Origin of the sequence: Pseudomonas sp. 2VD (assembly GCF_005503585.1) — a bacterium.
In the GTDB taxonomy this organism is placed as follows: domain Bacteria; phylum Pseudomonadota; class Gammaproteobacteria; order Pseudomonadales; family Pseudomonadaceae; genus Pseudomonas; species Pseudomonas aeruginosa.
This window is the reverse complement of the sequence record NZ_SCND01000417.1, coordinates 1-4837: the sequence shown is the minus strand read 5'-3', so window position 1 is coordinate 4837 and position 4837 is coordinate 1. Positions and strand designations below refer to the sequence as shown.

The 4837-nt window shown below is 65.5% G+C and carries 5 protein-coding genes and 1 pseudogene; 1 reads left to right on the top strand and 5 read right to left on the bottom strand.

All coding sequences use genetic code 11. The annotated features are described in order from the left end of the window. Positions 1-641: pseudogene (algP, locus tag FFS27_RS28615) on the bottom strand (alginate regulator AlgP); the annotation flags it as partial. Between the two features lie 125 nt (positions 642-766). On the opposite strand from algP, the gene FFS27_RS28610 reads away from it, so the two are divergent. Continuing rightward, positions 767-1396, top strand: a complete 630-nt coding sequence (locus tag FFS27_RS28610; RefSeq protein WP_021263158.1) for an FKBP-type peptidyl-prolyl cis-trans isomerase — start codon at positions 767-769, stop codon at positions 1394-1396. A 61-nt stretch (positions 1397-1457) separates the two neighbouring features. Here FFS27_RS28610 and rsd read toward each other — a convergent pair whose 3' ends face one another. The 4 genes from rsd to FFS27_RS28590 all read right to left on the bottom strand — a co-directional run. After that, entirely contained in the window at positions 1458-1940 is a 483-nt protein-coding gene (rsd, locus tag FFS27_RS28605; RefSeq protein ID WP_003120370.1) for a sigma D regulator, read from the bottom strand. Positions 1941-2219: 279 nt separating this feature from the next. Next, positions 2220-2711, bottom strand: coding sequence for a disulfide bond formation protein B (locus tag FFS27_RS28600; protein ID WP_003099230.1), 492 nt, complete (start codon positions 2709-2711; stop codon positions 2220-2222). A gap of 177 nt (positions 2712-2888) precedes the next feature. Continuing rightward, the gene (locus FFS27_RS28595) at positions 2889-4127 is read right to left on the bottom strand and encodes a heme biosynthesis protein HemY (RefSeq protein WP_003096390.1); all 1239 of its coding nucleotides are present in this window, start codon (positions 4125-4127) and stop codon (positions 2889-2891) included. Continuing rightward, positions 4124-4837: uroporphyrinogen-III C-methyltransferase (locus FFS27_RS28590; protein ID WP_171019248.1), on the bottom strand; the 714-nt coding region annotated here is incomplete at its 5' end. The genes FFS27_RS28590 and FFS27_RS28595, both read right to left, overlap by 4 nt.

The window sequence follows — 4837 nt, the reverse complement described above, 5'->3', positions numbered from 1 at the left end:
GCCACAGGCTTCGCCGCCGGCTTGGCTGCGGGCTTCGCGGCTGCGGTTTTCGCCGCGGGCTTGGCCGCCGGTTTCGCCACAGGCTTCGCCGCCGGCTTGGCTGCGGGCTTCGCTGCCGCGGTTTTCGCCGCAGGCTTGGCAGCCGGTTTCGCAGCCGGCTTGGCCGCAGGCTTCGCCGCTACGGTTTTCACCGCAGGCTTGGCTGCCGCCTTCGCAGCAGGTTTGGTCGCGGGTTTCGCCTTGCGGCTCTCCAGAGCCTTGCCAGCAGCTTCCTTCACCTTGCCGACACCCTGCGCCAGCTTGAGGCTTTCCTGTACGTCACGCTTGAGGCCGACGATGTAGGTACGGGTGTCCGCCTGCCGGGCCTTCAGGGTATCCAACGCTTCTTCCAGGTCGCTGATGGTCTCGCGCGCCTTGGCCTGTGCCTTGGTCTTGCCGGCCTTGGCAGCATCCTGCAGCTTGGTGCGAGCCTTGTGCAGTTTTTCCTGGGCTTTGCCACGTTGCTTTTCAAGTTTGGCCAGGAGCTTTTCCGAATCGACCAGCGCTTGTTTGCACGCACCTTCCAGGTGCTCGACAAGGCTGTGGGAAAGTTGCTGCAACAGGTGCAAGGGGGTGGTGACGGGCTTCTTGTTGGCCGACATGACGTGCCTCCAGGCGGACGTGGTTGCGCCCATACTAGACCCGCACACCCCCTCTCGCCAACGGGTTCGATGTGCTACAAGCGACGTGCGCCAGGATTGCCCGCCGATTCGTTTGGAGAAACCGCATGCCGCGCCGCCTTTTCATCGGTCTTTTTCTACTGCCGCTGCCGCTTTTCGCCGCGCCCCCCAAGGACGAACTGGCCTATGCCGTAGGCGCCCGCCTGGGCACGCGCCTACAGCAGGAAATGCCCGGCCTAGAGCTATCCGAGCTACTTCTCGGACTGCGCCAGGCCTATCGCGGCGAGGCACTTGAAATCCCCCCCGAACGCATCGAACAACTTCTGCTGCAACACGAGAACGCCACGACGGAAACACCGCGGACCACACCCGCCGAGGCCCGCTTCCTGGCCAACGAAAAAGCCCGCTTCGGCGTCCGCGAATTGACCGGCGGCGTCCTCGTCAGCGAATTACGTCGTGGCCAAGGTAACGGCATCGGCGCGGCAACCCAGGTACACGTCCGTTACCGCGGCCTGCTCGCCGACGGTCAAGTGTTCGACCAGAGCGAAAGCGCCGAGTGGTTCGCCCTGGACAGTGTGATAGAGGGATGGCGCACAGCGTTGCGAGCGATGCCTGTCGGCGCGTGCTGGCGAGTGGTGATTCCTTCGGCGCAAGCCTATGGCCACGAAGGCGCTGGCGACCTGATCCCGCCCGACGCTCCGCTGGTCTTCGAGATCGACCTGCTGGGCGTCCGCTAAAATGCAAAAACGGCGCTCTCCCGCATGGAGACGCGCCGTTTCGTAACGACTCGCCGGTGAATCAGACCGGTACTGCCGAACCCTCTGCGCCGCTCTGGCTGTGGGCGTTGTGCAGGACTTCGATGAGGCAGTCCTCCAGCTCGAAGCGTTCGTGCAACTGTTGCCGCAGGACCTTCAGCTCCGCGATGAGGCAGGCTCCTTCACGGCAATCGCCGTTGTCGCAGCGATCGTTGAAGTTCAGCGCGGATTCGGTGATGGCTTCCAGCCGGGGGAAGATCTGCTTGGCCAGCTCCAGGCCGCGCTGATCGCCGAAGGCCTTGCCTTCCGCCGTCAGTTGCTCGTAGACCTCGAAGTGTCCGGCAGATACGTAGTCCAGCAGCAATTGGCAAAAATGCTGGAGTTCTTCGGCGTTGGGCGCCGGTGCCTGAATACCGCTCAGGGCATCGAAGGCCTGCACCAGTTGCTGGCGCTCATGCAGCCAGCGATCGATCAGTTGGTGCACGCCCCCCCACCGCTCTTGGGCATTACGGCAGCTTTCGAGCATGTTGTCCTCGCTTCCCTCTTCGGACGTCCCGGAGAATCATCGTCCGCTCCGAGACGCATTGCTGACGCACTCTCTGCGCTCTGTGGGAGAACGCCTGTGCAAGGGGCGGACTCCGGCGCTACGGAAAGCCAGATTATGCCCCCGGGATGACCCCATCAAGACGCCCGTACAGAAAAATTCATACGGATGTTTGATCGGTATCCCGCATCCGCTCTGGTTTTCGCCAAATCGATACGGCCGACGCTCGAGAGCTGACGAAAGGCCACGGGACAGCCCGCGTCAGGCACGTCGGAGGAACTGCACGATGGAGAAACCGAGATAGGCAACGAACGCCAGCAGGCTCCATTCCGGAATGCTCAGGGTGAACAGCGTCCAGCTCACCTGGGCACAATCCGCGGTGCCATGCAGGACCAGGCGGATCACTTCCTGGAAGGGAAGCGCCTGCATCATGTAGTCGAGGCTGGGCAGGCAGGCCGGCAGTTGGTCCAGCGGAACGGTCTGCAACCATACCTGGCGGGCGGCCGTGGCCCCGCCGCCGAGAGCGAGCAGGAACACCAGCACGGAGTAGATACGCCGCCCACGTAGACCGGGCCCCTGGATCGCGCCAGCGAGGCAGGTCAGGCCGATCAGGATGAAGAAGATCCGCTGCACGACGCACAGCGGGCAGGCCTCCAGGCCAACCACATGTTCCAGGTACAGCGCCCCGCCCATGATGGCGACGCAGGCCAGGAACGCGAGAAGGAAAAGCTGACGGGGGCTGGCCAGGGGCATGGCGGATCCACAGGTACACAGGGGAAAGGCCGCCTACGGTAGTGGAAAGCCTCCGGCCGTTTCAAGCCGCAAGTCCGCTCTGCGGCAAGACATCCCGAATCATGCCGGGCGCCCGCGACAAGCCGCCACAGTCCTGCCGATGGAGCCGAACGGGGAACGCCGGGGCGTTCCCCATGCTCAAATGCCCGCCACCACCACGGGCAGCCCCGGAGTACGCCGATCGAGCAGGACCAGGCCCTCCTGGAACAACTGGTTGCTGCGCTCGACCTCGCCGAGCTGCGCCAGCAGGCGGCCCAGCTCGGCGCAGGTCTCGGCACTGCGCTGGAAGCTCAGGCTGGCCTCCAGGTATTCCCGGGCCTTGCCCCAGAGCTTGTTGATCAGGCACAGGCGCCCCAGGGTCAGCAGCAGGCCGGGATCGTTCGGATGTTCCTTGAGCCAACCTTCCGCGGCCTGCAATTGCTTGCCCGGATCGCGCCCGCGCACCTGCCCGTAGAGTTGCACCAGGGTCGCGTCGAAGCCTTGCTTGAGCGCATGGCGGAGGACTTCTTCAGCCTCTTCCTCGGCGCCCAGGCGAAGCAGTTGGGCGGCATAGCCCGCGACGATCGCCGGGTCTGCACGCAGCGCCGAAGGCACGTTCTGCCAGCGCTGGGTCAGCGGCTGCAACGCCGTCTCGCCCTCGTTCAGTCCACGCTCGCCGGCTTCCTGCAAGGAAGCCACCCAGGCACGGCGTTCGAGGTCGCGCAGTTCGGAATCCTTCAGCACACGCTCCTTGCGCAGCTCCGGCAGCAGGACGCAAAGGGCCTGCCAGTCGTGCTGGGTGACGTACAGCTGCTGCATCAGCCGCAATACCGTGCGGTGCTGCGGCTGGAGCCCGTGCAGCTCTTCAAGGGTATTGCGTGCCTGCGGGTAGTCGCCGCGATTGATCAGCAGTTGCGCACGGGTCAGGCCGACCAGCAATTGGGCGTCCGGCTCGCGCTCGCGAGCCCGGTTCAGCAGGTCGTCGGCCTCGTCGTAGCGTTCGAGTTCGTTGGCGGCCCGCGCCGCGCCGAGGTAATGCATCAGCGGCCGCTCGCCCATCTCCGCCGCCCGCCGCAAGTGACGCAGTGCTTGCGGCCAGTTGCCTTCGCCGAGATCGCGCAGGCCGCTGTGCTCGGCCATCTGCACGCGACGCCGGCGGTTGTAGCGCGACCAGGGGTTGACCACCCGCCCCGAGCTGCCGAGCAGGCGCAGGACCAGGCGCACCAGCACCACCAGCAGCCAGACCACCGCCAGCAGGGCGAGGAACGACCACAGGCTGGATTCGTAACGGAAGCTCTTGTAGGCGATCAGCACATAGCCGGCCTGCTCGGAGATCGCCAGCCCAACCAGCGTGGCGACCAGCACCACCGCCAGGACCAGGAGGTAGATGCGTCTCATGGACGGCCCTCCGTGGCCGGAGCCGCCTGCGCCTCGGGCACCAGGTTGCCGGCCGCCTCGCGGCGCGACACGTAGGCCTGCAAGGCGCTCAGGGCCGGTGCGAGGTCAGGGACCTGCACGGTGACCGGCTGCTTCGCCAACTCATCGATACGCAACTTCAACGCGCGGCTGTCGGCCAGCTCTACGTTGAAATAGCCGTCCAGCACATCCTGGGCCTGCTTCAGCGCCTGCTCGTAGACTTCCTGCTTGCCATTCAGCGCCGCCCACTGGGCTTGCTCAAAGGCCAGGCCGATGGTCAGGCGCACCTGCGCCAATTGCTCGCCGGCCAGCAGCGGACGAATGTCCTGGTCGGCATTGAAATCGATGCGGATGTAGCGCGAGATCTTCTCCCACCACAGCTCCCAGGTGCTGTTGCCGTCGCCCCAGGCGACATTGCTGGCACCGCTTTCGCCTTCCTTGAAGGTCGGCGTGAGCGGTTGCAACTGGTTGACCTGCTCGCGCAACGCCGCCAGTTGCACGAACAGCCCGGTACGGTCCGGCTCCGGCAACGCGCGCAGGGCCTCGAGGCTGGCCGCCAGCTTGGCGCGGGCGGCATAGGCGCCGGGATCGTTCTGCGCGCGCAGGATGTCATCGGCGCCCTGCACCAGTTCGGTGGCGCTGCCCACGTCCTGCAAGGCGGACAGGCGCAGGCTGGCCAGGCGCAGCAGGTG

What these genes read in the sequence shown, in the direction of transcription:
- FFS27_RS28610 (WP_021263158.1), top strand. Translation starts at nt 767, where the DNA reads ATGCCGCGCCGCCTTTTCATCGGTCTTTTTCTACTGCCGCTGCCGCTT.
- FFS27_RS28595 (WP_003096390.1), bottom strand. Translation starts at nt 4,127, where the DNA reads ATGAGACGCATCTACCTCCTGGTCCTGGCGGTGGTGCTGGTCGCCACG.
- rsd (WP_003120370.1), bottom strand. Translation starts at nt 1,940, where the DNA reads ATGCTCGAAAGCTGCCGTAATGCCCAAGAGCGGTGGGGGGGCGTGCAC.
- FFS27_RS28600 (WP_003099230.1), bottom strand. Translation starts at nt 2,711, where the DNA reads ATGCCCCTGGCCAGCCCCCGTCAGCTTTTCCTTCTCGCGTTCCTGGCC.